The sequence below is a fragment of the Sphingobium sp. FG125 genome, assembly GCF_057809795.1.
In genome coordinates this window covers 1-25923 of sequence record NZ_JBMDKQ010000024.1, presented here as the reverse complement: position 1 = coordinate 25923, position 25923 = coordinate 1, and the positions used below count along the sequence as shown (strand labels likewise).

30 protein-coding genes are annotated in these 25923 nt (G+C 63.7%); 23 read left to right on the top strand and 7 right to left on the bottom strand.

Annotated elements, in window-relative coordinates:
- Positions 1 to 29 precede the first annotated feature (29 nt).
- Genes ACODSR_RS18245 through gp17 form a run of 4 tightly spaced genes read left to right on the top strand, consistent with a single transcriptional unit; the run spans position 30 to position 1430 of the window.
- Positions 30 to 308, top strand: coding sequence for a phage fiber-tail adaptor protein (locus ACODSR_RS18245; protein WP_489078030.1), 279 nt, complete (start codon positions 30 to 32; stop codon positions 306 to 308).
- Positions 308 to 844 carry a head-tail connector protein gene (locus ACODSR_RS18240; protein WP_489078029.1) on the top strand — a complete coding sequence of 179 codons (537 nt, stop codon included), beginning with the start codon at positions 308 to 310 and terminating at the stop codon, positions 842 to 844. Before ACODSR_RS18245 ends, ACODSR_RS18240 begins: the two co-directional genes overlap by 1 nt.
- On the top strand, positions 841 to 1032 hold the full coding sequence (locus ACODSR_RS18235) for a hypothetical protein (protein WP_489078028.1): 192 nt from the start codon (positions 841 to 843) through the stop codon (positions 1030 to 1032). The genes ACODSR_RS18240 and ACODSR_RS18235 overlap by 4 nt, the downstream gene beginning before the upstream one ends.
- Positions 1029 to 1430 carry a tail completion protein gp17 gene (gene gp17 / locus ACODSR_RS18230; RefSeq protein ID WP_489078027.1) on the top strand — a complete coding sequence of 134 codons (402 nt, stop codon included), beginning with the start codon at positions 1029 to 1031 and terminating at the stop codon, positions 1428 to 1430. Before ACODSR_RS18235 ends, gp17 begins: the two co-directional genes overlap by 4 nt.
- A 57-nt stretch (positions 1431 to 1487) precedes the next feature.
- Here gp17 and ACODSR_RS18225 read toward each other — a convergent pair whose 3' ends face one another.
- Both ACODSR_RS18225 and ACODSR_RS18220 read right to left on the bottom strand, forming a co-directional pair.
- Complete coding sequence (locus ACODSR_RS18225) at positions 1488 to 2519, bottom strand: hypothetical protein (protein WP_489078026.1); 1032 nt, start codon at positions 2517 to 2519, stop codon at positions 1488 to 1490.
- Between the two features lie 107 nt (positions 2520 to 2626).
- Positions 2627 to 2947 carry a hypothetical protein gene (locus tag ACODSR_RS18220; RefSeq protein ID WP_489078025.1) on the bottom strand — a complete coding sequence of 107 codons (321 nt, stop codon included), beginning with the start codon at positions 2945 to 2947 and terminating at the stop codon, positions 2627 to 2629.
- A 54-nt stretch (positions 2948 to 3001) separates the two neighbouring features.
- On the opposite strand from ACODSR_RS18220, the gene ACODSR_RS18215 reads away from it, so the two are divergent.
- The 11 genes from ACODSR_RS18215 (at position 3002) to ACODSR_RS18165 (ending at position 12993) form a co-directional block, all read left to right on the top strand.
- Positions 3002 to 3409 carry a phage major tail protein, TP901-1 family gene (locus ACODSR_RS18215; RefSeq protein ID WP_119744352.1) on the top strand — a complete coding sequence of 136 codons (408 nt, stop codon included), beginning with the start codon at positions 3002 to 3004 and terminating at the stop codon, positions 3407 to 3409.
- A complete protein-coding gene (locus tag ACODSR_RS18210; RefSeq protein WP_489078024.1) occupies positions 3406 to 3714 on the top strand; it encodes a gene transfer agent family protein in 309 nt (102 codons plus the stop codon). Before ACODSR_RS18215 ends, ACODSR_RS18210 begins: the two co-directional genes overlap by 4 nt.
- On the top strand, positions 3711 to 3908 hold the full coding sequence (locus ACODSR_RS18205; protein ID WP_489078023.1) for a phage tail assembly chaperone: 198 nt from the start codon (positions 3711 to 3713) through the stop codon (positions 3906 to 3908). Before ACODSR_RS18210 ends, ACODSR_RS18205 begins: the two co-directional genes overlap by 4 nt.
- A 105-nt stretch (positions 3909 to 4013) precedes the next feature.
- On the top strand, positions 4014 to 4559 hold the full coding sequence (locus tag ACODSR_RS18200; RefSeq protein WP_489078022.1) for a tail tape measure protein: 546 nt from the start codon (positions 4014 to 4016) through the stop codon (positions 4557 to 4559).
- Positions 4559 to 6895, top strand: a complete 2337-nt coding sequence (locus ACODSR_RS18195) for a DUF2460 domain-containing protein (protein WP_489078021.1) — start codon at positions 4559 to 4561, stop codon at positions 6893 to 6895. The genes ACODSR_RS18200 and ACODSR_RS18195 overlap by 1 nt, the downstream gene beginning before the upstream one ends.
- On the top strand, positions 6886 to 7701 hold the full coding sequence (locus ACODSR_RS18190; RefSeq protein WP_489078020.1) for a DUF2163 domain-containing protein: 816 nt from the start codon (positions 6886 to 6888) through the stop codon (positions 7699 to 7701). Before ACODSR_RS18195 ends, ACODSR_RS18190 begins: the two co-directional genes overlap by 10 nt.
- Complete coding sequence (locus ACODSR_RS18185) at positions 7698 to 8063, top strand: NlpC/P60 family protein (protein ID WP_489078019.1); 366 nt, start codon at positions 7698 to 7700, stop codon at positions 8061 to 8063. The genes ACODSR_RS18190 and ACODSR_RS18185 overlap by 4 nt, the downstream gene beginning before the upstream one ends.
- A gap of 87 nt (positions 8064 to 8150) precedes the next feature.
- Positions 8151 to 10340, top strand: a complete 2190-nt coding sequence (locus tag ACODSR_RS18180; protein WP_489078018.1) for a phage tail protein — start codon at positions 8151 to 8153, stop codon at positions 10338 to 10340.
- 20 nt (positions 10341 to 10360) lie between these two features.
- Positions 10361 to 10858, top strand: coding sequence for a DUF2793 domain-containing protein (locus tag ACODSR_RS18175; protein WP_489078017.1), 498 nt, complete (start codon positions 10361 to 10363; stop codon positions 10856 to 10858).
- Between the two features lie 201 nt (positions 10859 to 11059).
- Entirely contained in the window at positions 11060 to 12136 is a 1077-nt protein-coding gene (locus ACODSR_RS18170) for an OmpA family protein (RefSeq protein ID WP_489078016.1), read from the top strand.
- A gap of 308 nt (positions 12137 to 12444) precedes the next feature.
- Positions 12445 to 12993, top strand: a complete 549-nt coding sequence (locus ACODSR_RS18165; protein WP_489078015.1) for a superoxide dismutase family protein — start codon at positions 12445 to 12447, stop codon at positions 12991 to 12993.
- A 9-nt stretch (positions 12994 to 13002) separates the two neighbouring features.
- On the opposite strand, the gene thpR is transcribed toward ACODSR_RS18165, so the two are convergent.
- Complete coding sequence (gene thpR, locus ACODSR_RS18160; RefSeq protein WP_489078014.1) at positions 13003 to 13545, bottom strand: RNA 2',3'-cyclic phosphodiesterase; 543 nt, start codon at positions 13543 to 13545, stop codon at positions 13003 to 13005.
- Between the two features lie 125 nt (positions 13546 to 13670).
- On the opposite strand from thpR, the gene ACODSR_RS18155 reads away from it, so the two are divergent.
- A complete protein-coding gene (locus tag ACODSR_RS18155; protein ID WP_489078013.1) occupies positions 13671 to 14405 on the top strand; it encodes a Bax inhibitor-1/YccA family protein in 735 nt (244 codons plus the stop codon).
- A 200-nt stretch (positions 14406 to 14605) separates the two neighbouring features.
- On the opposite strand, the gene ACODSR_RS18150 is transcribed toward ACODSR_RS18155, so the two are convergent.
- From ACODSR_RS18150 to ACODSR_RS18135, 4 genes are all read right to left on the bottom strand, one after another.
- Entirely contained in the window at positions 14606 to 15229 is a 624-nt protein-coding gene (locus ACODSR_RS18150; RefSeq protein ID WP_489078012.1) for a glutathione S-transferase family protein, read from the bottom strand.
- 225 nt (positions 15230 to 15454) lie between these two features.
- Entirely contained in the window at positions 15455 to 16102 is a 648-nt protein-coding gene (locus ACODSR_RS18145; protein WP_489078011.1) for a hypothetical protein, read from the bottom strand.
- Between the two features lie 210 nt (positions 16103 to 16312).
- Positions 16313 to 18631, bottom strand: a complete 2319-nt coding sequence (clpA, locus tag ACODSR_RS18140; RefSeq protein WP_489078010.1) for an ATP-dependent Clp protease ATP-binding subunit ClpA — start codon at positions 18629 to 18631, stop codon at positions 16313 to 16315.
- Positions 18632 to 18787: 156 nt separating this feature from the next.
- On the bottom strand, positions 18788 to 18985 hold the full coding sequence (locus tag ACODSR_RS18135) for a DUF1192 domain-containing protein (protein WP_489078009.1): 198 nt from the start codon (positions 18983 to 18985) through the stop codon (positions 18788 to 18790).
- A 78-nt stretch (positions 18986 to 19063) separates the two neighbouring features.
- On the opposite strand from ACODSR_RS18135, the gene ACODSR_RS18130 reads away from it, so the two are divergent.
- The 7 genes from ACODSR_RS18130 to ACODSR_RS18100 all read left to right on the top strand — a co-directional run bounded on the left by ACODSR_RS18130 (position 19064) and on the right by ACODSR_RS18100 (position 25844).
- A complete protein-coding gene (locus ACODSR_RS18130; protein ID WP_489078008.1) occupies positions 19064 to 20095 on the top strand; it encodes an NAD(P)H-quinone oxidoreductase in 1032 nt (343 codons plus the stop codon).
- A 156-nt stretch (positions 20096 to 20251) separates the two neighbouring features.
- Entirely contained in the window at positions 20252 to 21127 is an 876-nt protein-coding gene (locus ACODSR_RS18125) for a UDP-2,3-diacylglucosamine diphosphatase (RefSeq protein ID WP_489078007.1), read from the top strand.
- Between the two features lie 105 nt (positions 21128 to 21232).
- The gene (locus tag ACODSR_RS18120; RefSeq protein ID WP_489078006.1) at positions 21233 to 22261 is read left to right on the top strand and encodes a glycosyltransferase family 4 protein; all 1029 of its coding nucleotides are present in this window, start codon (positions 21233 to 21235) and stop codon (positions 22259 to 22261) included.
- 115 nt (positions 22262 to 22376) lie between these two features.
- On the top strand, positions 22377 to 23060 hold the full coding sequence (locus ACODSR_RS18115; RefSeq protein WP_119744336.1) for a DUF1013 domain-containing protein: 684 nt from the start codon (positions 22377 to 22379) through the stop codon (positions 23058 to 23060).
- A 137-nt stretch (positions 23061 to 23197) separates the two neighbouring features.
- Complete coding sequence (locus ACODSR_RS18110; RefSeq protein WP_489078005.1) at positions 23198 to 24904, top strand: AMP-binding protein; 1707 nt, start codon at positions 23198 to 23200, stop codon at positions 24902 to 24904.
- Positions 24905 to 24945: 41 nt separating this feature from the next.
- A complete protein-coding gene (msrA, locus tag ACODSR_RS18105) occupies positions 24946 to 25479 on the top strand; it encodes a peptide-methionine (S)-S-oxide reductase MsrA (protein WP_489078004.1) in 534 nt (177 codons plus the stop codon).
- A 98-nt stretch (positions 25480 to 25577) separates the two neighbouring features.
- Positions 25578 to 25844, top strand: coding sequence for a hypothetical protein (locus tag ACODSR_RS18100; RefSeq protein ID WP_489078061.1), 267 nt, complete (start codon positions 25578 to 25580; stop codon positions 25842 to 25844).
- Positions 25845 to 25923 lie beyond the last annotated feature (79 nt).

Below are 25923 nucleotides of genomic sequence, written 5' to 3'. Positions count from 1 at the left end.
CCTTTTTTGTTTGTGGGGAGCAAGCAGCGATGAGCCTGTATCTGAAGGATGCCGATAGCAGCATCGATCATGGCATCGACTGGTCGGCCCATCTGGCGGGGCAGACGATCCTTGCCAGTGCGTGGAGCGTGGCGCCGGTCGAGGCGGGCGGGTTGAGCGTTGGGGCGTCGGTTTTCGAGGCGGCGCGGACCAGCGTGCGGGTGAGCGGGGGTGTGGTCGGGCGGCTGTATCGGCTGACCAACCGGGTCACTTTGTCCGATGGGCAGGTGGATGAGCGGTCGGTGACATTTCGGGTGGAGGAACGCTGATGCTGGCGCAGGATGAGAGCGGGGCGCTGGCGGCGTCGCTGGCCGAGCTGAAAGCCTATTTGCGGATCGAGACGAGCGGCGAGGATGGGGTGCTGGCGGGGTTGCTGCGGAGCGCGGCGGCCTTGTGCGAGCAATTTGTCGGGCAATGGCTGATCGTGCGGGGCGCGCGTGAGACGGTGGCGGGCGACGGGAGCTGGCAGAGGCTGACGGCGCGGCCTGTCGTGGGAATCGAGAGTGTCGAGGCGGTGGAGGTGGATGGTACGGCGGTGGCCTTGCCGGTCGACGGCTATGCGATCGACATTGATGCGGCGGGCGAGGGGTGGGTGCGATCGACACGCGCGGGCGACCGGCGGCGGTTGCTGGTGCGCTATTCGGCGGGGATGGCGAGTGAGATGAACGGCCTGCCCGAAGCATTGCGGCAGGGGATCGTGCGGCTGGCGGCGGAGCATTTTGCCGCGCGCGGGACCGACGGGGCTGCGCCGCCTGCGGTGGTGAGCGCGCTGTGGCGCCCGTGGCGACGGATGCGGTTGCGATGAGGGCGGCGCTGGCGCGGCTGGTGGAGCAGCGGGCGGCGCGGCGGCGGGCGGCTGTGGCGGCGGCGTGGGACGAGGCTGGGCTGGTCGTGGCGGTTGAGGGCGATGCGGTGCGGGCGTCGGGGCGCGGACTTGTGGCGCGCTGGTGGCGCGATCTGGCGCTGCGGGAAGCGGGAAGGGGCGGGTTATGAGCGCGGAAGTGGCGGTGCGCGCGGCGGTGATCGATGCGCTGCGGGCGGATAGCGCGTTGATGGACGGGCTGAACGGCCTGTTGGATGGCGAGCCGGTGCGGGCCAGCCTGCCCTATGGCGTGGTCGGCGACTGTATCGGCGCGGACTGGGGCGGCAAGGATGTGGCGGGGCGCGAGTTGCGGCTGACGATCGGGCTGCATGATGGCGGCGAGACGCCGGGGCGGCTGGCAGGGATGATCGCGCGGATCGACCCGGTGCTGGCGGGGGTCGCGGTGCGCGATGGGTGGCGGATCGTGACGGCGCGGCTGGTGCGATCGCGTGTGGCGCGGGCTGTGCGGCAGGGCGGCGGCTGGACGGCGGTGGTGGATTATCGGGTGCGGGCTGTGTGGGAGGGGTGAGCAGTCCACATAAATGGGTCGAAGCCACTGAAAAAAGGTGTGGGCGTGGTAGCATTCTTAAGCTGAGGTCATCTGCCTACGGAACTCATCCAGCGCACTATGAATGCCACTACCAAAAGACTTCGCGCCGATCAAAAAAAGACGTACGGGATTATCGCGACCAAATTCTAGTGAAGACGTCATTATTATTCCGGGCATTGCAAAAGTAGTGGTCGTATTTTGCAAGAGTATACCTCTATGTGCGGCAACGAAAACGCTCAGATGATATCCATTTATTGCTCTTCTAGATCCTAGGCATAAAGGCCCGGTGTCTCCAGGAAGAGCGATTTGCAGAGCAAGTGAGCGCTCCGCAACACTTAGCCAAACTGCATCGCCCATGGATAAATCCGACATTATCCCCTGGTTCACATATCCATCATCAATAACCTGGGTTCTTATCGCATGGAACAACATTCGGGTCTGTTGCCAAGCTTCATTTAGAGATTCACTTGATGGCAGTATCGGCCCAAAGCAATTCCGGGCCTGAGCCGCCTGCCCCTGTTCCCAGTGGTCAATCCATGCAATAGCGTCATCATCGCTCACCAAATCCCCTCGACCGCGTAGATAATCGAAGAAATGGACTATGTCGCGGATGCCAACACTTCTCTTGGATAAACGCAAAAAAACGGAGTCTGAGATTGTAGCGCAAGCATAAAGCTTTTGTTTTCCATGTCGATGGTTATATTCTCCATACTTTACCTGCGCGTCATCTATCATTGACCCGCTTTGGAATCCGCCAACAATCGATATGCCAATGATGTATTCGACATCAGCGTAGCTTAGAGCAGTTTTCGGTCCCCGAAGCACCTGTCCTTGCTGCCACTTTCGAATCCAACCATGCATCTGCGCATGGTTGTGCCTGCGCTTTTTCTCGAAGTCGGATTTGCCAGAGGTCATGTACATGATGGCAACGCAGCGACCCGCCGCCCAAACAAGGTCAGCCGGTTCTTTTCCCATGCCATAATGTGAAGGCTTGAAAACCGATTGAGAACCCAAGAGATTTAACGAAATCTCCCGAATGAATTTCTCTTGTATCGATTTATCGCTCACTGCTTTTGCGCTGACACGATTTCGCAGACCATTCTCTCTCCCTCCTTGAGCAATAACGACCCTTGCAGGTGAGAAGCAGACCCTGCGTACCGCTGGCCGACTGTGCGTCAGCCCGGCTTGTTATAATCCTCATATTCCGCGGTGATCTTGTCGATATATTCGGCGATCTGGTCGTCGGCGTCGGCTTGCGCGGCTTTTTCCGACATGCCGTCGGCCTTGTCGGCGGCGACGATGGCGCTGCGGAAGGCGGCTTCCTTGGCGGCGCAGGTTTTTTTCATGTCGGACTGAAAATCGCCGAGCGTCAGCTTCTTTTCCAGGCCCGGTTTGATCTGGTCGGCCAGGCATTGGGAATAGGCTTTGCGCCCGGTGCCGACGGCATCGGCGGGAGCGGCTGCGGCCAGCAACATGAGCGGTGCGATGAAGATCATTGAGACTCTCCTTAACCAGCGTTTTGCACGCTTTATCGGAAGAAAGGATGCGCCATGGGCGTCGAAAAGGGAAGTGCGTTTCTGTTGAAAGTCGGGGATGGCAACATTCCGGCAACATATGCGACGGTGGCGGGGATGCGCACTACGCAATTGTCCGTGAATGGCGAGGCGGTGAACATAACGTCCAAGGATTCGGGCGGCTGGCGCGAATTGCTGTCGGGCGCGGGGGTGCGATCGGTCAGCGTATCGGCGGCGGGGTTGTTCACTGGCTCTGCGGCGGAGGTGCGTATTCGCAACCATGCGCTGTCGGGCACGATCGAGGATTATGAGCTGAGTTTCGAGAGCGGCGAGCGGATGCGCGGGCGCTTTCTGGTGACGCGGCTGGACTATGCCGGGGATTATAATGGCGAGCGCAATTATGCGTTGAGCCTGGAAAGCTCCGGCGCGGTGGTGTCCGAATGAGCGGCGTGAATGAGGCGCGGGGCGAGGCGGCGCTGGAGATTGGCGGGGACGTGCTGGCGTTGCGGCCGAGCTTTGGCGCGCTGGTGGCGGCGGAGGCGGAACTGGGTCCGCTGTTCGCACTGGTGGAACGGGCGGCGGACGGGAAATTGTCGCTGGGCGATCTGGTGGCTTTGTTCTGGCATTGCCTGGTGGAGCGCGACCGGATGGACCGGGAGACGCTGGGCGAGGCGATCCTGGCGGTCGGGCTGGCGAAGGTGACGCCGGTGCTGAAGGCGATTTTGCAGCAGATATTGGCGGGAAAATGACACGCTTTGCGCAGGGTGCGGCGCGGCTGGCGGGGGTGGCCGGGTGGCTGCTGGGCTGGCGACCCGATGAATTTTGGCGCGCGACTCCCGCGGAGCTGGCGGCGGTGCTGGGGGCTGCGCGGGGGGATGAGGTTGTGGATGCGGGGGTGGATGGGGCGGTTCTGGATCGGTTGCGGGCGATGTTCCCGGATTGATCTGGCGTCGAACCCCCTCTTCCAACTGCGCCTAGGCAGCACGCTGCCAAGGCTTCGTATCCTTCTCCCCACCGGGAGAAGGTATTTTTTTGATGGGAGGCGCTGGTGGACGAGGAAATCGAGACGCTGGTGGTGCGGGTTCGGGCGGATACGCAGGGGTTGAGCCGGGACGTGGAGGCGATGCGGGCGGGGATTGAGGGACCGCTGGGCGAGGGGGCCGAGCGGGCCGGGCGGCGGATCGAGCAAGGGTTGTTGCGCGCGGTGCGGACCGGCAAGTTCGGTTTTGAGGATTTGAAGCGGATTGCGCTGTCGGTGCTGGACGAGATTGCGGCGAGTGCGTTGCGGGGGGCGATCGGCGGTGCTGGCGGTGGCCTCGTCAATCTGGGCGCGTCGCTGCTGACGTCGGCATTGGGGCTGCCGGGGCGGGCGACGGGCGGGCCGGTGGCGCCGGGGCGGGCCTATATGGTGGGCGAACGCGGGCCGGAGATGTTCGTGCCGACGAGCAGCGGGCAGGTGGTCGCCAACGGTGGCGGCGCGCGGGATGTGCGGGTGAGCATCGCGGTGAATGGTCGCGGGCAGGAGAGCGAGGCACGGTTGCTGGCGCGCAGTGCGCGGCAGGTGGCGCGGGCGGTGAGGGGGGCGCTGGGCTGATGGGCGGGATCGACTATTGGCTGGCGGATGCGCGGCGGGGGCAGGAGGTGCGCTGGATGAAGCGCTTTGCCCCGACCCACTGGACCGTCAATTTCCCGCGCCCGATGATGGCGAGTGTGGTCACGACCGGGCCGGACTCGCTGCGGGTGGATGCGACCTTTTACGGGTCGGGCGATCTGGCGGGGCTGATCTGGGAGGCGGCTGACGGGTGGAGCCATCCGTTGCTGGCCTATGAGACGACACGGGATTTTCGCGCGTGCGTGTTGCGGTTTCGCTGGCGGAGCGGGGGGCTGCGACAGCTCGATGAGACGCATGGGCCGACGCTGACGATCGAGGGGCGGGACGCGGCGGGGAATCCGCGCGCCTGGTATGTGCGGCTGTGGAACTATGCGAGCGGCGGGCCGGAAGATGCGATGATTACGCTGGATTTTGCCGCGATGGATGGCGGGTTTTTGCTGCCTGGCGAGGCCGATCCGGTGTGGGCGGGGGATGTGGACCGGATGTTCATATCTTTGGTGCCGCCCGATTATGATGCGGGGGATATGCCGTTTGCCGCGGCGGTCGAGGGCTGGGCCGAACTGTCCGACATGGCGTGCGACGGGGCGGGATCGGTGCTGGCCGTGGGTGACGTCATGGTGCCGGAACATGGGCTGGCGATGGCGACCGGCTATGATGACTGTTTCAACCAGACGCCCGAACGGGTGGTCGCGGCAATCCATGCGCTGGGCTATCGCGGGGCGATCAACCATTATGTGGGCATGAGCCATTATTTCCGGCTCGAACGGGTTGGGGCAGGGCTTTACGTCAGTCTGGCGGGGGGCGTGCTGAACGGGCCGTGCGCGGCGTGGCATCGGGATTTTGCCGTTAGGGCGAAGGCGCTGGGCTTCGATGTGATCTGGTCGCTGTCCTATGAACTGTTCGACGCGCATTGCTGGAATGACTGGAAGCAGCGGGCGGAGAATGGCGATCCGGCGCTGACGGGGTGGGTGCCGCCCTCGACATTACTGTCGCCCGCGCATGGCGGGGCGATGGGATATTTGCAGGCGGTGGCTGGTGCCTTTGTTTTCATTGGGTTGGAAGCGGATCTGCCGATCCTGTTTCAGGTCGGTGAGCCATGGTGGTGGGTCATTCCGGGCGATGGGCGGATCTGCATTTATGATGATGCGGCGCGGGCGGCCTTTGGTGGCAGTCCGGTGTCGATTGCGAGCATCTGGGAGCCGCTGGACGGGGCGCAATGCGCGTTGCTGGATCAGGCGGGGGCGGTGCTGGCGGCATCGACGGCGGCCTTGTGTGCGGCGGTGAAGGCGGTGGCGCCGGGGGCGGTGACGCATTTGCTGGCCTATCTGCCGACGATTTTGGACCCGCGCGCGCCGGAGGCCAAGCGGGCCAATATGCCGGTGGGCTGGGCTTCGCCTGCCTTCGATGTGCTGCAACTGGAAGATTATGACTGGGTGACCGAGGGGCGGCCTGGGTTGACCGCGCGGGGGATTGAACTGGCGACGGCGCGGCTGGGCTATCCGGTTGACGAGCAACATTATCTGGCGGGCTTTGTGCTGTTGGGGAGCCAGGCGGCGCAATGGCGCGAGATTGTAGCGGCGGCGCAGGCGTCGGTGGCGCGCGGGACGGCAGCGACCTTTATGTGGGCGCTGCCGCAGGTGTGCCGCGATGGCTTTGTTGCGTTCAGGATCAATGGGGAGGATGGGATGCAAGCCTTTGATGATCTTAGTTTTCCGTTGTCGATCGGGCGGGAGGCGAGCCTGTCGCCGACCTTTTCGACGCAGATTGTCGAAAGCCCGTCGGGGCATGAGCGGCGGAGCAGCGACTGGGCCGACGCGCGGCTGTCCTTCGATGCGGGGCCGGGGGTGCGGTCCGAAGCCGACATATCGACGCTGATCGCGTTTTTCCGGGCGCGGCGCGGGGCGGCGCGGGGGTTTCGCTTTGCCGATCCCTATGATGATCGCAGCGGGGCGATGGGGCAGGCACCGGGACCGCTGGACCAAAGGCTGGGCGTGGGGGACGGGGTGCAGGCCGCGTTTCAGTTGATGCGCTATTATGGTGTCGGGGAGGATGCGCAGGGGCGGGTCATCACGCGCCCGGTGGCGGGGACGATCCGGGTGGCGGCGGATGGGGTCGAGATGGTCGGCGGGTGGAGCCATGAGGGGATGGGGGTCATCGCCTTTGACGATGCGCCGGACGAAGGCGTGCTGCTGACCGCCGGGTTCCGTTTTGATGTGCCGGTGCGCTTTGCCGAGGACCGGCTGGACATCAACCGGGCCACCTTTGCAGCGGGGGAAGCGCCGTCAGTGCCGCTGGTGGAGATACGCGAATGGGCATGATCGAGGCGCTGGAGCAGCCGCTGGTGACTTTGGCCTTTTGCTGGCGGATCGAGCGGCGGGACGGGGTGACGATTGGCCTGACGAGCCATGATCGCGATCTGGTGATTGACGGGCTGACCTACCGCGCCGCGCCGGGGATGACGCCATCGGCGGTGCGCAGCGGGATCGGGCTGGAAGGGGAGGATAGCGATCTGGCGGGCGCGCTGTCGAGCGATGCGATCAGCGAGGCGGATTTGATGGCGGGGCGCTGGGACGGGGCGGCGCTGGAATTATGGCTGACGCAGTGGGAGGCACCGGGCGACCTGTGGCTGTCGCTGGCGCGGGGCGAGATCGGCGCGGTGGCGCGCAAGGGGGCGGCGTTCAGCGCCGAACTGATCGGCGCGGCGGCGGTGCTGGGGGCGGCGGTGGCGCCGTCTACCTCGCCCGATTGTCGCGCGACCCTGGGCGACCGGGCGTGCCGGGTTGATCTGGCGGCGCGGCGGCGCGTGGTGGCGGTGGCTGCTGTCGAGGGTGCCGAGGCTGCTGTCGGCGGTCTGGTGGCTGGCGATTATGCGTTCGGGACATTGCGCTGGCTGGGCGGCGCCAATGCGGGGCTGGTGCAGGCGGTGGTGGATAATGGGGCGGACGGGGTGACGCTGGCCGATCCGCCCGCCTTTGCCGTGGCGGCGGGGACTTTGGCGCTGCTGACGGAAGGGTGCGACCGGCAGATGGCGACCTGCGCGGGGCGCTTTAGCAATGGGGTGAATTTTCGGGGCGAACCCTATCTGCCGGGGATGGATTTGCTGACCCGCTATCCCGGCGCATGAGCGCGGTGGAGCAGGCGCGGGCGCTGGTGGGCGTGCCGTTTCGATTGCATGGGCGCAGTAGCGCGGGGGTGGATTGTGTCGGGCTGGTAGCGCTGGCGCTGGGGCGGGATGCGCCCTGTGCTTATGGGTTGCGCAGTGGCGATGTCGGGCGGGCCGAGGGGTGGCTGCGGGCGGCGGGACTTGTGCAGGTAGCGGGCGGCGCGCCGGGCGATGTGGCGCTGGTGCGACCGGGACCGTTGCAGCTGCATCTGATGATCTGTGTGCCGGGGGGCTTTATTCATGCCCATGCCGGATTGCGGCGCGTGGTCGAGATGCCGGGGGTGTCGCCCTGGCCGGTGATGGGCTGGTGGCGGGCGATATGAGGTGCGCGCCGATAGGGCGACACCCCTCCGTCTGACCTGCGGTCAGCCACCTCCCCTGCAAGGGGAGGATTTTCAAGGGGGACATTTATGGCGACGGTGGTGCTGAGTGCGGTGGGCACGGTGATTGGCGGGCCGATCGGCGGGGCTATCGGGGCGCTGATCGGCAATGCGGTTGACCATGCCGTGCTGTTCAAGCCCAAGGGGCGGGAAGGGTCGCGCCTGACGGAATTGCAGGTGCAAACTTCGAGTTACGGGACACAGGTGCCGCAATTGTTCGGGACGATGCGGGTGGCCGGGACGGTGATCTGGGCAACCGACCTGCGCGAAACCAAGACCAAGAGCGGCGGCGGCAAGGGGCGGCCGAGCGTGACCAGTTACAGCTATTCGGCGAGTTTTGCGGTGGCTTTGTCGGCGCGGGCGATCCGGTCGATCGGGCGGATCTGGGCCGATGGCAATTTGCTGCGCGGGGCGGCGGGGGACTTCAAGAGCGCGGTGTCGGCGTTTCGGGTGCATGATGGTGGCGAGGATCAGCCGGTCGATCCGCTGATCGCAGCGGCGCAGGGCGTGGGGGAGACGCCTGCGCATCGCGGCATCGCCTATGCCCTGTTCGAGGATCTGGCGCTGGAGGATTATGGCAATCGCATCCCGTCACTGACGTTCGAGGTTGAAGCGGACGAGGGGGCGGTGGCGATCGGTGCGATTGCGGCGGCAGTGAGCGGGGGGCGGATTGGCGGGGCCGGGCTGGCCAGTGTCGAGGGCTATGCGGCGAGCGGGGCGGATGTGCGGGAGGCGATCACGCCGCTGGTCGAGGCGCATGGGCTGGCGTTGCAGGGGCTGACATTGGCGGCAGTGGGCGAGAGCGTGGACGAGATTGGTTCCGGCGCGCTGGCGGCGCGGGTCAACGGGCGGGCGGTCGATGCTATCGAGCAGTCCGGCGGGGCGGCGGATGGGGTGCCGGTGGCGCTGTCGCTGCGGCACTATGATGCGGCGCGTGATTATCAGGCGGGTGTGCAGCGGGTGACGCGACCGGGGCCGGGGCGGGCTGAGCGCGGGATCGAGCTGCCTGCGGTGCTGGGCGCGGATGCGGCGCGGGGGCTGGCTGGCGAGCGGCTGGCGAGTGGCTGGACCGGGCGCGCGACGATGGTGCTGCGTTGCGGCTGGGCGGCACTGGGGCTGGAGCCGGGCTTGGTGGTGCGGGTGGTCGATGCGCCGGGGCTTTGGCGGATAGAGGGGCGTGAATGGGAAGCGATGGCGGTGCGGCTGTCGCTGCGGCGGGTGCCGGGGGCTGGCGGGGCGATGCCGGGCGGGGCTTCGTCCGGCATAATCGTGCGGCAGGTGGATGCGCCGCATGGGGTGACCACGCTTGTGCTGGCGGACCTGCCGCGCCTGACCGAGGGGGTGGCGAGTGCGCCTTTGGTGCTGGCGGCAGCGAGCGGTGGGGCGGGTTGGCGCAGCGCGGCGCTGTTTGCGATGAGCGGGACGGGCGAGGCGGTGCCGATCGGCCGGAGCGCGCCGCGGGCGGTGATGGGCGTGGCGGATAATGCGCTGCCGCCGGGTAGCGTGACGGTGGTGGACGGGCAGAACGCGCTGCTGGTGACATTGCTGGCGGCGGATATGGACTTGTTGTCGGCGGATGAGGCGGCGCTGGCGCAGGGGCGGAACCTGTGTCTGGTCGGGCGCGAACTGATCCAGTTTGGCGCGGCGGTGCAGACGGGAGAGGCGAGCTATCGGCTGACCGATTTGCGCCGGGGGCTGCGCGGGACGGAGTGGGCGATGGCGGACCATGAAGCGGGCGAGGCGTTCCTGCTGATCGAGGCGGAGCGGCTGGTCGAGCCGCTGGCGATGCTGGGCGTGGCTGGTGAGGTTGGCGGGACGGTGCAGCTATCGGCGATCGGGCTGGGCGATGTGGAACCGGTGGCGGTCGAAGTGGCGGTGACGGGGGAGGCATTGATGCCGCCAGCGCCGGTGCATCTGACGGCGCGGGCGGAGGGCGGTGGCTGGGTGATCGGCTGGACCCGGCGCAGCCGGGCGGGATGGCGCTGGAGCAGCGGGGGCGATGTGCCGCTGGGCGAAGAGAGCGAGCGCTATGTCGTTCGGGTGCTGGACGGCGATGTGGTGGTGCGCAGTGCTGAGGTGGTGGCCCCGGGCTGGACCTATGACGCGGCGATGATCGCGGCGGATAGTGGTGCCGGGCATGACGGCGCGCTGAGCGTGGAGGTGCGGCAGGTCGGCACCTTTGCGACCGGGTGGGCGGGGGTGATCGGGATCACGATTTGATTTTAGACGGGAGCGATGGGATGGACATGACGGTGCGATGGGCGATGCCGATGCTGTTTGCAGGGCAGGCGCAGAAGGAAATTTTCCACAACGAGGCGCTGGTGCGGATCGACGCGCTGCTGCACGGCAGGGTTGAGAGCGCGGATGTGGCGACGCCGCCAGCGACGCCGACGGTGGGGCAATGCTGGATCGTGGCGGCTGGCGCGGGTGGGGCCTGGACCGGACAGGAGGGATGCATTGCCAGCTGGAGCGAGGGCGGCTGGCGCTTTGTGGCGCCGCGTGCCGGGCTGTCTATGGATGTGGCGGACAGGGGCCATGCGCTTTTTCATGACGGAAGCCTGTGGCGGGACGCATTGGTGCGGAATGACGGGCTGTATCTGGACGGGGAGAAAGTGGTCGGCGGGCGGCAGGGGGCGATTGCCGCGCCAACGGGCGGCGCAACGATTGACGCAGAGGCGCGCACTACACTGGCGGCCATACTCGTTGCTTTAAGGACACATGGGCTGATCGAAAGCTAAATTTGTCCGAATTTACTTTTTCTTGTCATGTCGTCTCGCTATTAGCTGAGTGAACCATGCAAATAGCCTCACAGGGGGTTCCGAGGAGCCCTACTGCGTTATTTTTGCAACGGTTTCACTATTTGTGGACTTGCCATGAAACTTTCTTCCCGATACAGGGTTTCAGCAGTCCTTCGTGACACTTTTGAAAGGGGAATTCAGATGCGGAAGCTTGCCCTCGCGGCTGCTCTTGCTACCACTGCTTTGGCCACCCCGGCCATGGCACGTGACGACAGCTGGTATGTCGGCGTTGACGCCGGTGTGCTGCTGGTCGAAGACCAGGACATTACCTTCACCCCCGGCAATGCCGGTGCGGCCAGCAACACCATCTCTGGTGTTGACTACCACAAGGGCTATGATTTCGACGCCAATATCGGCTATGATTTCGGCGGTTTCCGTCTGGAAGCCGAAGCGGCCTACAAGCGCGCAAAGGTTGATCTCGACAAGAGCGGCTTCGGCGGCGCGGCCTCGGCCCTGTCGTTCATGCTGAACGGCCTGCTCGACTTCGGTCCCGATGACGGCCTGCAGGGCTTCGTTGGCGGTGGTGTCGGCGTTTCGCGTGGCAAGCTGGCCAACGACCTGGTCAATGACAGCGATACGGGCTTTGCCTGGCAGGCAATCGCTGGCGTTCGTTATCCGGTGACCAGCAATGTCGATGTTTCGTTGAAGTATCGCTTCTTCAACCAGGACGACATCAAGCTGATCCCGGCTTACACCACCATCGGTGGCCCCGCCGGTTCGACCGCCGACACCAAGCTGCGTACCCACAGCCTGCTGCTCGGTCTGACCTACAACTTCGGCGAACCGGCTGCTCCTCCGCCGCCTCCCCCGCCGCCGCCGCCTCCCCCGCCGCCTCCCCCGCCGCCGCCTCCGCCGCCAGTGGCAGAGTGCAGCCCCGGACCGTACATCGTGTTCTTCGAATGGGACAAGTCGGACGTCACGCCTGACGCCGCCACCATCCTGGACAACGCGGTTTCGGCCTACAGCAACTGCGGCAGCGCCCAGGTCATGCTGGCGGGTTATGCGGACAAGTCGGGTTCGTCCTCGTACAACGTTGGCCTGTCGCAGCGTCGCGCTGACGCCGTCAAGGCTTACATGGCTTCGAAGGGTATCCCCGATGGCGTCATGACGACCCAGGCGTTCGGTGAATCGAACCCCCGCGTCGAAACCGCCGACGGCGTTCGCGAACTGCAGAACCGTCGCGTGGAAATCACCTACGGTCCGGGTTCGGGCATGTAAGAGACTTTTCTGTCCGCAAGGATGGAAAGCAGATGAAGGGGCTGGTCGAAAGACCGGCCCCTTTTTCGTTGGCGATGATGATTTGGTGGTGCCTGTCCCGATATTCGTTCGTTTCGAGGGAAGTCGAGAAACCGCGCGCTGCCGTTTCTCGACTTCGCTCGAAACGAACGGAGGGTGATAAGAGGCGGCTCCGGCTGTATCGGTTGCTTTCTGCCGGGTATAATGGCGATGACAAATGGATGGAGATCGGCAACAAAAGCAGCGTTGCGGCGTTCGCTTTCATGTCCGCCGTTCTCCTGGAGTTTATCATGAAATTTGTGTCCATGCTGATTGCCTTGCCACTGACCGTTGCGGTTTCGGCCTGTGCCACAACTTCGCCCGATGCAGCCTCATCGAATGCGGCTGCACCCATGACCGGGGCGAAGCTGATGGCAGGCGATGGATCGGCGCGCGGAACGGCCAGCGTGACCGAAGCGGCGGACGGGCTGCATGTGCTGGTCAAGGCGCAGGGGCTGACGCCCGGCATTCATGCGGTGCATGTGCATATGACCGGCACCTGTACCGCGCCCGATTTTGCCAGCGCCGGGGGCCATTGGAACCCGACCGGGCGCAAGCATGGCATGGACAATCCGGCGGGCGCGCATATGGGCGACATGCCCAATATGACGGTGGGAACGGACGGCACCGGTGGAATCGAATATGTCATTGCGGGCGGGACGATCAGCAGCGGGACGATGCCCTTGCTGGATGCCGATGGCGCGGCGGTGGTGATCCATGCGCAGGCCGACGACAATATGAGCGACCCGGCGGGCAATGCGGGCGGGCGGATTGCCTGCGGCGTGCTGTCGGCGGGTTAGGGTCGGCGTTCAGGCCGGGCTGCCTGGCCCATAATCCTCGACGATATGATAGCTGGCGCCGTTATGGCCGAGGCGGCTTTCGAACAGGGCAAAGCTGTCGATGGTGAAGGGCGGGCTGGTCAGCGCGGCGTGGGCGGCGAGGAAGGGGTCGATCAATGCGCCCGTCCGGCCAAAGCGGGCGAGGGTGATGTGGGGCAGGTAAGCCCGTTCTTCAGGCGGCAGGCCAAGTGCGACACAGGCGCGATCGACTTTGCGATGCAGGCTGGCGAGGGGATCGCGCGGCTGCACCCCGGCCCAGAGCGTGTCGATCACGCCGCGACGGTCGAACGCGCCAACGCCTGAGACGCTGGCGTCGAACGAAGCGAAGCGGATTGTGCGCAGTGCATAGGCTATGTCGGTCGCGCGATGCCGATCGACTTCGCCAATGAAGCGCAGCGTCAGGTGCAACTGATCGTCACACTGCCAGCGGGCGCCAGCGACCCCGCCCATCAACGCAAGCAGCTGTGCGCGGAGGCTGGCCGGCGGGCGGATGGCGACGAACAGGCGGTGCATGACGCGGCGACTATAGGCTTTACCGCGCGTTTGGCCAGTATGGTTACGAGAGCGCTTGAATATCGGTGCATAACAGCCGATAATGGATGCAGCGGCGACTATGACGCCGACGAAGGAGAATTTTCATGGCCAACTGGTCCGATCCCCGTTCCGATATTGCGGGCTTTGGCGGCAATAGCGTTGCGCAGGGTGCGGCGTTCGACGCCGGATTGCGCAGCTATATGCTGTCGGTCTATAATTATATGGCGAGCGGCGTGCTGCTGACGGGCATCGTCGCGGTGCTGTTTGCGTCGAGCGGACTGGCGTTGCAGGTGCTGGGCGGTCCCGGCATCCTGAAATATGTCATCATGTTCGCGCCTTTGGTGTTCGTGATGGTGCTGAGCTTTGGCATCAACCGGCTGTCGACGGCGGCGGCGCAGGGGCTGTTCTGGGCCTATGCCGCGGTGATGGGCCTGTCGCTCTCGTCTATCTTCCTGGTCTATACCGGCACGTCGATCGGCCAGACCTTCTTTGCGACGGCAGCGGCTTTCGCGGGGCTGAGCCTGTTTGGCTATACGACCAAGAAGGATCTGTCGGGCTTCGGCACTTTCCTGATCATGGGCGTTGTCGGCCTGCTGGTCGCCAGCCTGATCAACCTGTTCCTGAAATCGAGCGCGATGGATTTGGTCATCAGCTTCATCGGCGTGCTGCTGTTCGCGGGCCTGACTGCTTATGACACGCAGAAGATAAAGAGCATCTACGCGCATGTCGCAGGTACGGACATGATGGGCAAGTCGGTCGTCATGGGGGCGCTGAACCTCTATCTCGACTTTATCAATATGTTCCTGTTCCTGCTGCGCTTCATGGGCAATCGCGACTGATTGGCGCGGGCAGCGAGATAAGGGAAGGCCCGGTGGAGCGATCCGCCGGGCCTTTTTGTCGATTATTGCGTTCCAACCCGATATTGTGCTTGGATATGACAACCCCAAGCATCAGGATGCATTTCATTCATCCTCCGCGTCCTCTGCGCCTCTGCGCGAACAAATATATTTCGCGCAGAGGCGCAGAGGACGCGGAGGGTTTATTTTTGCATCTGGGCGATCAGGGCACCGTCTATTTCCTTTTGCCGCTGATAGGCCGGGCGGGCGCGGAGGCGCTGGGCGTAGGCGGTGAAGGCGGGGCGTTCCGGCATAGTGCCGAAGGCCAGGCCCCAGTCGATCTGTGATCCGACATAGAGGTCGGCGGCGGTGAACTGGTCGCCGCAAATCCAGGTTTCGCCTGATACCGCCTGTTCGAGCGTGTCCAGCACCGCGTCGAGCGAGCCATAGCCCGCGCTGCGATCACGCCCTTCGGGCAGGACGAAGCCCATTGCCGTGTTGGTGATGGCGGCTTCGACCGGGCCGGCGGCGAAGAAGAGCCAGCGGTAGTAAGTGCCGCGTTCCTGCGGGGGCGGCGCGAGGTTCGCGGCGGGGAAGGCGTCGGCGAGATAGGCGCAGATGGCGGCGCATTCGGTGACGATGGTGCCATTGTGGACGATAGCGGGGACTTTGCCCATCGGGTTGATGGCGAGATAGTCGGCGGCTTTCATGGTCGTCGCATAGTCGAGGATGATCGTCTCATAGGGCGCGCCGACCTCCTCCAGCATCCAGCGGGCAATCTGCCCGCGCGACATGGGGTTGGTGTAGAGGGTGAGGGTGGTGGGCATGGCGTGGCTCTCCTTGGCGGTGCGGTTGGAGAGAGGGTGGCGGAAATGTGGGGGCGGGGCCAGTGGGATTTGCTGGGGACGGTTTCCGACATATACGGATGGTTGCAAAGCCTAGCCTGGCATGACCAGGAGACGGACTGTTAACGACCAGAAATTGCCGTTCATCGGCAACTTTGCAATGAGCGAAACCTGACGCTTGTGCACCTTCCGTAGCAGGTCATTGCCCTATGGCCTTTCGCCATACTGTTCGTTTCCGATGAAGCCGAAGGGGTATCCCGACGCCGCTGCGCCATTTATGAGGCACCAAAATGTTGCGTCGTTTAACTTGCCTGACGAAACGACGTCGTCTTCGAAGGTGCCCATCCCATGCATGGTTTTAATTGTGCCAGTTGCATTAGGGCCGCACATCGCTTCGAGTTCACGAACGAAAGCCACCTCATCGGAATGTTTGGGGTCATAAGTTGGCAACCGGGAGAGTAACCCCCTCTTCTCTAACCAAGCCTTTGCATCAGCCTTATCTTTTTCATTCGACATGCGCTGGTACATGGTCTGGTAGCCCCGCTCTACCGACAACGGAAACACCACATAGTAGCTTGAAACCAGCGAAGCATGGGCTACGCACCTTAGCTGTTCTTCCGAAGCGGATACATCTCCCACTTCGATCACATCCTCTTGAAGAGTGCCATCAAGCTTTGAACGGACGTTCTTCATGCCGCACGCGGCGACCTGCGCTACCGCGACTTCTGGTTTGACCAACTCAACATGAATATTGAGCGGATTGGCTGGGATGGCACCGGCCATAGCAGCAGCCATAAGTTTGATCGAAATACCAAGCATGAAGATGGGTGTTACATTCTCATCGAATGTCCGCAAGTCGCTCGATCCATTCCGAAACCCGACTGTCTCCAACCCACCCATATTGCGTTAGCAAACCCTACTTCCTCTGCCATCGCCAATTCAGCGTATGACGCGAGATGGATACCCGCCTCCGCGGGGATGACGGGTTGGGGGTTGATCCGGGTGCGGACACAAAAAAGGGCGGCCTTTGCGGGCCGCCCTTTTCGTTTGCGCCGGTAATCGACCTTATTTCGTGCCTTCGCTCGCCTTGGCTTTGCCGCCCTTCTTACCCTTTTTCGGGGCTGCCGGGGTGATTTCGAAGGCCAGTGCTTCGTCCTTCATATGGACATGGACTTCGCCGCCATGGACCAGCTTGCCGAAAAGCAGTTCCTCGGCCAGCGGCTGCTTGATCTTTTCCTGGATCAGGCGGCCCATCGGGCGGGCACCGTAGAGCTTGTCATAGCCTTTCTTGGTGAGCCAGGCCTTGGCCTCTTCGTCCAGGGTGATGTGGACGTCGCGGTCGGCCAGTTGCAGTTCGAGTTGCAGGACGAACTTGTCGATGACGCGGGCGACGACTTCGGTCGGCAGATAGTCGAACGGCACGATGGCGTCGAGGCGGTTGCGGAATTCGGGGGTGAAGAGTTTTTTCACCGCATCTTCCTGCACATCTTCACGGGTGAATTCGCCGAAGCCAATGCTTTCCTTCGCCATGTCCGACGCACCGGCATTGGTGGTCATGATCAGGATGACGTTGCGGAAATCGACGGTCTTGCCATGATGATCGGTCAGGCGTCCATTATCCATGACCTGCAACAAGATGTTGAACAGGTCGGGGTGCGCCTTTTCGATTTCGTCGAGCAGCAGCACGCAATGGGGCTGCTGGTCGATGGCGTCCGTCAGCAGGCCGCCCTGGTCATAGCCGACATAGCCCGGAGGGGCACCGATCAGGCGGCTGACCGAGTGGCGTTCCATATATTCCGACATATCGAAACGCTGGAGCGGGATGCCCATGATCGAGGCAAGCTGGCGCGCCACCTCCGTCTTGCCGACGCCGGTGGGACCGGAGAAGAGATAGTTGCCGATCGGCTTGTCGGGATCGCGCAGACCCGCGCGCGACAGTTTGATCGCGGACGACAGCACTTCGATCGCCTTGTCCTGGCCGAACACGACGCGCTTGAGGTCCGTGGTCAGCGAACTGAGCACGGTCTTGTCGTCGGACGACACGGTCTTGGGCGGGATGCGGGCCATGGTCGCGATGACCAGCTCGATCTCCTTGGGGGTGATGACCTTCTTGCGCTTGCTTGGCACGACCAGCATCTGCATCGCGCCGACTTCGTCGATCACGTCGATCGCCTTGTCCGGCAGCTTGCGGTCGTTGATGTAGCGAGCGGAAAGTTCGACCGCCGCCTTGATCGCGTCGGGCGTGTAGCGGACGTGGTGATGGTCCTCGAACGCGGTGCGCAGCCCGGCGAGGATCTTGATCGTATCCTCGATCGTGGGTTCGTTGACGTCGATCTTCTGGAAGCGCCGGAGCAGCGCCCGGTCCTTTTCGAAATGGTTGCGGAATTCCTTGTAGGTGGTCGATCCGATGCAACGGATCGTGCCGCCCGACAAAGCGGGTTTCAGCAGGTTGGACGCATCCATCGCGCCGCCGCTGGTTGCGCCAGCGCCGATGACGGTGTGGATTTCGTCGATGAACAGGACAGCATGGGGCAGCTTTTCCAGTTCGGTGACGACCGCTTTCAGCCGCTCCTCAAAATCGCCGCGATAGCGGGTGCCGGCCAGCAGCGCGCCCATGTCGAGCGAGTAGATGACGGCTTCTTTCAGCACATCAGGCACTTCGCCCTCGATGATCTTGCGCGCCAAGCCTTCGGCAATCGCGGTCTTGCCGACGCCGGGATCGCCGACATAGAGCGGATTATTCTTGGACCGGCGGCACAGGATCTGGATGGTGCGGTCCACCTCCGACGCGCGCCCGATGAGGGGATCGACCTTGCCGCGCGCCGCCTTCTCATTGAGGTTGACGGTGAACTGATCGAGGGCGCTGTCCTTCTTACCCTTGCCGTCCTGCACCTTCTTCTCCTCTTCGGCTGCCCCCTTGGTCTCCTGACGCTCAGGCGCGGGCGTACCCTTGCCGACGCCATGGCTGATGAAGCTCACGGCATCGAGACGGCTCATATCCTGTTGTTGCAGGAAATAGACGGCATAGCTTTCGCGTTCGGAAAAGAGCGCGACGAGGACATTGGCCCCGGTCACTTCATCCTTGCCGGACGACTGGACGTGCAGGATAGCGCGCTGGACCACGCGCTGGAATCCGCTGGTGGGGGAGGGGTCGGACGCGCCCTCCACCTTGAGACTGTCGAGTTCTGTATCGAGATATTGGGTGACCGCGTCGCCCAATTCGCCGATTTCCACGCCGCACGCCTGCATCACTTTCGACGCATGTTCGTCATCAATCAGTGCCAGGAGGAGATGCTCCAGCGTGGCATATTCATGCTTGCGTTCCGACGCATGGGTCAGCGCATTGTGCAGGGTGGTTTCCAGAGCGGGTGCGAAAGAGGGCATGTCTGTTCTACTCCTGGCCCGATGAGAGGGCGGTATCGAACCTTATGTCGGCATTGCTCGACGCCGGATCAAGACGTGCGTCCCGACCTGCGGAATTGCCAGACTGACCGTGCCCGGTAGAACCCGTCAAAAGGGTGCGTGGGGCAAGGCGCGGGTTCATCGCTTGAATAACGCCTCGGCAGTTGCCTTATGGTTAACGGCGTATTCTCTTTTGCTTTGTGTGCGCACTATTTCCGCTTTCAGGGCGGCGATGCGGGCGTCCAGTTCAGCCACGGACAAGGGGTCCAGATCCTGCGCGAGCAGCCGGGCCAGTGGATCGTCAGCCCGGCGGGGGAGATCATCATCCTTGTCCATAAAGCGTAATGTTGACCCTGCGGGCCACTCTGTCAATAAGGGCGCTCGTTCTGTCTGTCGATTTTTGTGCGGTGCAGCATGGGCGTGTTTTTGGGGGAAGCGATGATGGCCGACGGCAACCGCGTACCGGGCGAGATGATGGCGATTGCCATTCCCGTGCCGGGTGGTCCTGACGCGCTGGTGCCACAGCGGCGCGCGGTGCCGGTGCCGGGCGATGACGAGGTGCTGATCCGCGTCGCCGCCGCCGGGGTGAACCGGCCCGATGTGCTGCAACGACAGGGCAAATATCCGCCACCGCCCGGCGCCTCGGACATTCCGGGGCTGGAAGTGTCCGGCACGGTCGTGGCGGCCGGGGGCGGGGCGGAGTTGCTGGTCGGGCAGCGCGTCTGTGCGCTGCTGGCGGGCGGGGGTTATGCGGAATATGCGGTGGCGCCTGCGGGGCAATGCCTGCCGGTGCCGGACGGCTATGACATGGTCGAGGCGGCGGCGCTGCCGGAGACGCTGTTTACCGTGTGGACCAACCTGTTCGAGCGCGCCTATGCGGTGGGCGGCGACACGGTGCTGGTGCATGGCGGGACCAGCGGGATCGGCACGATGGCGATCCGCCTGTGCAACCTGTTCGACGTGAAGATCATCGTCACCTGCGGATCGGACGAGAAATGCGCGGCTGCCAAGGCGTGGGGCGCGGATGAGGCGATCAATTACAAGACCCAGGATTATGTCGCGGAGGTAAAGCGCATCACCGGCGGGCAGGGCGTTCAGGCGGTGCTGGACATGGTCGGCGGCGACTATCTACCACGCAACCTGGAGTGCCTGGCCGAGGATGGGCGGCATGTGTCGATCGCGGTGCTGGGCGGGGCGAAGGCGAGCATATTCATTCCCGCGATCATGCAAAGGCGGCTGACAATCACCGGATCGACGCTGCGGGCCCGGTCGTTGGGCTTCAAGAGCCTGGTGGCCGATGAACTGGTGCGGACGGTGTGGTCGTTTGTGGAGGAAGGCAAGTTGCGCCCGGCGATGGATCAGCGTTTTGCACTGGCGGACGCGGCTAAGGCGCATGCGCGGATGGATGCGGGCGAGCATTTCGGTAAGATCGTGCTGGTGGTTTGAGGGTGTGTTGGCCCACCCCCCAACCCCCTCCCGCAGGCGGGAGGGGGAGCAGAAAACCCCGCAAACCGTAGCATTTCCGTCATAATCCCTTCGGAACTGTAACATTGCGGCGGTAGGGAACCGGTCCTGAGGGCATCAGTCTTTGGGGATCGCATCATGAACGCCATCACGCGCCTGCCATTTTTGGCGGACCTGCCGGAGGACGGCGCAGAGCCATTTTCCGTGCCCGAACGGACGCAGGGCGAACGTCGCCGGTTTCGCACCATCTGGATTTCCGACATCCATCTTGGCACGCGCGGCTGCAATGCGGCGATGCTGATCGATTTCCTCGACAATGTGGACAGCGACGCCATCTATCTGGTGGGCGACATCATTGACGGGTGGCGGCTCAAGAAGCGCTTTTATTGGCCGGCCAGTCATAATGACGTGGTGTGGCGGCTGATGAAGCGGGCCAAGCGCGGCACGCGGGTCGTCTATATCCCCGGCAATCATGACGAAATGTTCCGTCAGTTTACCGGCATGAATTTCGGCGGCGTGGAAATCCGGCGCAAGGCGATCCACACCACCGCCGACGGACGCAAGCTGCTGGTGCTGCATGGCGATGAATTCGACACGATCATGCTGGCGCATCGCTGGTTGGCCTTTGTCGGCGACGCGGCCTACACCACGCTGATGCGGCTGAATGTCGTCGTTAATGCAGTGCGGCAGCGTATGGGATTGCCCTATTGGTCGCTCAGCAAGATGGCCAAGCACAAGGTCAAGAATGCCGTGTCCTTCATTTCCCAGTTTGAGGAAGTGGTCGCGCATGAAGCGGGCGCGCGCGGCGTTGATGGGGTGGTGTGCGGGCATATCCACAATGCCGAAATGCGCGAGATTGGCGGGGTGGCCTATTACAACGATGGCGACTGGGTGGAAGGCTGCACCGCTTTGGTCGAGCATGATTGCGGACGGATGGAAGTGCTGCACTGGGCCGACGAGATCGCCGCGCGGACGCAGGCCGAGCAGGGCGAACGGGCGCGGATGGCGGCCTAAATAACGTCCGTTCGCTTCGAGCGAAGTCGAGAAGCGCCGCGCGCTTTGCCAGCGTTTCTCGACTTCGCTCGAAACGAACGGATGGGGTGAAGAAGGGATGATCCCATGCGCATTATGATCGTCACTGATGCCTGGACACCGCAGGTCAATGGCGTCGTGCGCACGCTCCAGACGATCCGGGCGGAGCTGGAGGCGATGGGGCATGAGGTTCGGGTGATTTCGCCTGATCTTTATGGCTCCATTCCCTGCCCGACCTATCCCGAAATAAGGCTGGCCTTGGTGCGGCCAGGCGTTGTGGGGCAGGCGATTGCGGCCTTCCAACCGGATGCCGTACATCTGGCGACGGAAGGGCCGCTCTGTCTGGCCGCGCGGCGCTGGTGCTTGCGTGAGCATGTGCCATTCACCACTGCCTACCACACCCATTTCCCCGATTATGTGGCGCAGCGTACCGGCCTGCCTGCGGCCTGGTTCTGGCGCTATATTCGCTGGTTTCACGGGTCTGCGCAGGCGGTGCTGGTATCGACCCGATCGGTGCGCGCGCAGCTCCGCGCCCATGGGCTGCACAATGTGCTGCCATGGGGCAGGGGGGTGGACCTGAGCGCCTTCACCCCTGACGCGCCGCCGCCCGCGCTGTTTGCCGACCTGCCCCGGCCGATCATGCTGGCTGTCGGACGGGTGGCGGTGGAGAAGAATCTGGAGGCGTTCCTCGCCACCGATCATCCCGGCACCAAGGTGGTTGTGGGCGACGGCCCGGCGCGCGCGGCGCTGGAGCGGCGTTATCCTGACGCGCATTTCATGGGACCATTGTTCGGCGAGGCGCTGGCGGGTGCCTATGCCGGGGCCGATGTGTTCGTATTTCCCAGCCGCACCGACACGTTCGGGCTGGTGATGATCGAGGCGCTGGCCTGCGGCACGCCGGTTGCAGCCTATCCCGTCACGGGACCGGTGGACATTGTGACCCCGGAAAGCGGCGCGCTGTCGGATGATCTGGGGCAGGCGATTGCCGGGGCGCTAAGCTGCGACCGGGCCGCCTGCGCCGCCTATGGCCGCAGCTTCAGCTGGGAACGCAGCGCGCGCGAGTTCCTGGCGGGGCTGCACACCATTGACCGGTTGGGGCTGGATAGCGCCGCCTGACGCTTTTCCTTGCTCCAGCGGGGATGATCGACTATCTCCAGACGGTCGCGGCCGCCCTGCTTGGGCGGCCCTTATCGTTTTTGTGCCGGAGAATGTTCCCGTGTCCCAGCCACTCATGCCCCATGCGACCGCCAGCTGGCTGGTCGACAACAGCGCTCTGAGCTTTGACCAGATCGCGGAATTTTGCGGGCTTCACATCCTGGAAGTGCAGGCGATCGCCGACGATACCGCCAGCACCAAATATACCGGCCGTGACCCGGTGCGCGCCCATGAAATCACCATGGACGAAATCCACAAGGGCGAACAGAACCCCGACTACAAGCTCAAGATGCTGAAAGGCCCGGAGCCTGTCCGCCGTACCAAGGGGCCGCGCTATACGCCGGTGTCCAAGCGGCAGGACAAGCCCGATGGCATCGCCTGGATCCTGCGCAACCATCCCGAAGTGTCGGACGGCGCGATCGGCAAGCTGATCGGCACCACCCGCACCACCATCGCGGCGATCCGCGACCGGACCCACTGGAATATTTCCAACATCACGCCCAAAGACCCGGTGACGCTGGGCCTGTGTTCGCAGCGCGAGCTGGACGCGCTGGTAGCCAAGACCGCCAAGAAGCTGGGCATCGAGGCGCCGACCGATTCGCGCCTGGATGGCGACCGTGCGGCGCTGATCGAGGAACTGCGGCGCGAACGTGACGACAATGCGCGGCGCGCTGACGAGGCTCTGCGCAGCGAGGCGGAACTGATTTCCGGCGTCGCCACCATCCTTGATCCGTTCAGCAATAACAAGGGCGCGGTGTGATGCCGTAGCGTCATTCGGCGACCCTCCATAAGTCGCCGCAATGCAGCATTTTCAAGGGTCGCGCCGGGTAACCGACGCGGCCCTTTTTGCTGTGGTTGACGCTTGCGTAAAGCAGCCATTCTCCATAGACTTCACGCATGGAGAGCATAGAAAAAATCTGGCGGGAGCATTATCAGCACCCCACCGTCTGGGACCGGACGTTCGCCCCGATGTCGATGGGAGAGATGGTCACTAACAGTGCCATGGCCCACCCCGATGCGCCGATGATCGATTTCATGGGCCGACGGTTCAGCTATGGCACGATGTTCGGGCAGATCCGCCGCATCGCCTGCGGCTTGCAGGCGATGGGGGTGCGCAAGGGCGACCGGGTCGGCCTCTATCTGCCCAACACCCCCCATTATGTCGCGGCCTATTATGGCGCGCTGATCGCGGGCGCGATCGTCGTCAATTTCTCCCCCCTCTATACCGCCGCCGAACTGGAGCATCAGGTCGAGGATAGCGGGACGAAAATCCTGTTCACCCTGTCGGCCAAGGCGCTGCTGCCCACCGCCTTGCAAGTGCTGGACCATAGCAGCCTGGAGAAACTGGTCGTCGGATCGGTGGCGGAGATGTTGCCCCCGGTCAAATCCGTTCTGTTCCGCCTGTTCAAGGCAAGCGAATCCGTGCCGCTGCCGGACGATCCGCGCGTGTTGCGCTATGACCGGCTGATCGCCAATGCGGGCGACTGCACCGTGCCGCCGATCGACCCGGAGCGGGACATCGCGCTGCTGCAATATACCGGCGGCACCACGGGCACGCCCAAGGGCGCGATGCTGACCCACCAGAATCTGACCGCCAATGCGCGGCAGGCGCAGGCGATCGACCCCCACGCCAATGAGGAGGACCGCATCATCGCGGTGCTGCCCTTCTTCCATGTGTTCGCCAATACCTGCACCCTCAACCGCACCGTGATGAACGGGGGCGAGATGGTGATGCTGCCCCGGTTCGACGCGGCGCAGGTGCTGGCGGCGGTGCAGCGGGTCAAGGCGACGTCATTGCCCGGCGTGCCGACCATGTTCCAGGCACTGCTGGATCATCCCGCGATCCGCAACATCGACTTTTCCTCGCTGCGCGCCTGTATTTCGGGCGGTGCGCCGCTGCCGCTGGAAGTGCGGCAACGGTTCGAGGCGGCGACGGGCGCCAAGCTGATCGAAGGCTATGGCCTCACCGAAACCAGCCCGATCGTTTGTTCTAATCCCTATGAGGGTCTGAACAAGACCGGGACGGTAGGCCAGCCGGTGCCGGGGACGCGGGTGAAGCTGGTGGATCGCGAAGATCCGACCAAACCGCCGCCGCCCGGAGAGCCAGGCGAATTGCTGTTCGCCGGGCCGCAGATCATGAAGGGCTATTGGAACCGGCCGGACGCCGACGCCGAAGTGTTTATAGGCGATTTCATCCGCACCGGGGACGTCGGCGAAATAGACGAGGATGGCTATGTCCGCATCGTCGACAGGCTCAAGGACATGATCGCCGTCGGCGGCTTCAAGGTATTTCCCAGCCAGGTCGAGGCGGTCCTCTATCATCATCCGATGGTCAAGGAGGCGCTGGTGATCGGCATCCCGGACCATTATCGCGGCGAACAGCCCAAGGCGTTCGTGACGCTGATCGAGGGTGCGCAAATTGATGGCGCGGCGCTGAAAGACTGGCTCAATCCGCAACTGGGCAAGCATGAACGGGTGTGCGAGGTCGAAGTGCGGCTGAACCTGCCCCGCACGCTGGTCGGCAAGCTGTCCCGCAAGGAGCTGGTGGCCGAGGAGCGGGCGAAAGCGGCGGCGTTGACGCCGGAGGCTGGAACGGCGGCCTGAGCGTTCCTATCTGTGTGGCCAACATGGATAGGAATGGACAGATGGCGCAGGGAATCGCGACGCTCGCAGGCGGATGCTTCTGGTGTACCGAGGCGGTGTATCAGAATCTCAAGGGCGTATCCGCCGTCGAGAGCGGCTATATCGGTGGCGAGAAGCCCAATCCGACCTATGAACAGGTCTGTTCCGGCACGACCGGCCATGCCGAGGCGATCCGTGTCAGCTTCGACCCTGATGTCATCAGCTATGCCGACCTGCTCGACATTTTCTTTGCGACGCATAATCCCACGACCCTGAACCGCCAGGGCAATGATGTCGGCACCCAATATCGCTCCGCCATCTTCCCCCACTCGCGCGAGCAGGAGGCGGAGGCGAAGGGCGCGATCGTCCGGGCGCAGGCGGACCATGACGATCCGATCGTCACCACAATCGAGCCGGACGGTCCCTGGTATCCGGCGGAGGATTATCATCAGCAATATTGGGACCGGGTCGGCGACCGCAATCCCTATTGCATGGCGGTGATCCCGCCCAAGCTCGCTAAACTGCGCAAGGGCTTTGCCGACAAGATTGGCGGCTGATTTTCCGCGACACGCTTCGCCGTCTTTGGCATCCTGATTAGGCGACGGTTAAGGTCGGCTGTGCCAGGACGGCGGCGAACCAAGTCGGGGGACTGATGATGAACAAGATGATGATGCTGGCCGCGCCGCTGATGCTGCTGGCTCTGCCCGGCTGTATCGCCAAGACGGCGCTGGATATTGCCACCATGCCGGTGCGCGCGGGTGCGCAGGCGGCGGACTGGGCGACGACCAGTCAGGACGAATCCGATCGCAATTATGGCCGCAAGATGCGCGAGCAGGAAGCGCGCGATGGCAAGGCGCGCAAGAAGGCGGACAAGGAACGCCGCCGTCAGTGCGAGGATGCTGGCTACGACAATTGCGATTAGGCAATTAAGGCAGGGTGAGTTCCCCAACCTCCGTTCGTTTCGAGCGAAGTCGAGAAACCTTCTCGCGACGTTTCTCGAC